Source organism: Vibrio sp. 1402, assembly GCF_033340275.1.
Map to the genome: position 1 here is coordinate 1 of NZ_JAWOWE010000187.1, position 778 is coordinate 778.

The following is a 778-nucleotide window of genomic DNA, read 5'->3' on the forward strand; positions in this document are numbered from 1 at the left end:
CAAAACGGCGTTTGCTACGTCCATGACTTCTGCACGCGTTGGCATTGGGCTATTGATCATCGATTCCATCATTTGAGTTGCAGTAATGACAACGCGGTTCAAACTGCGAGCTCGACGAATGAGTTTTTTCTGAACACCGATCAGCTCAGGATCGCCAATCTCAACGCCTAAATCGCCGCGAGCGACCATCACGACGTCAGAAGCTAGGATGATATCGTCAATCGACTCGCTTGTGGCGACGGTTTCTGCACGTTCTACTTTTGCGACGAGTTTTGCTTCTAAGCCGGCATCCCGGGCCAAGCGTCTGGCATAGTGCATGTCCTCGCCATTGCGTGGGAAAGAAATGGCCAAATAGTCGACCTTAATTTCTGCGGCTGTGATGATGTCAGCTTTGTCTTTTTCCGTGAGTGCATCGGCTGATAAGCCACCGCCTTTTTTGTTGATGCCCTTGTTGTTGGATAATGGACCACCAACGGTCACACGGGTATGGACTTTATTTCCTTCTACGCTGGTGACTTGCAATTGAACTCTGCCATCATCAAGCAGTAGAATGTCGTTCGGTGAAACATCTTGAGGCAGTTCTTTGTAATCCAAACCAACGGATTCTTGGTTCCCTTCGCCTTTTGGTAAGTCGCTATCTAGTGTGAATTTATCGCCGACTTTGAGTGTGATTTTACCGTCTTTAAAGGTCGAAACACGAATTTTAGGTCCCTGTAAATCGCCAAGAATGGCAACCTGACGCCCTAATCTTGCGGCAATCGCGCGTACTTTTTTAGCG

General features: G+C 48.2%; 1 protein-coding gene. It reads right to left on the reverse strand.

Annotation, left to right across the window (positions count from 1 at the left end; translation table 11 throughout):
• Nucleotides 1–778: pyruvate kinase (gene pyk, locus R7044_RS24985; RefSeq protein WP_225455970.1), on the reverse strand; the 778-nt coding region annotated here is incomplete at both ends.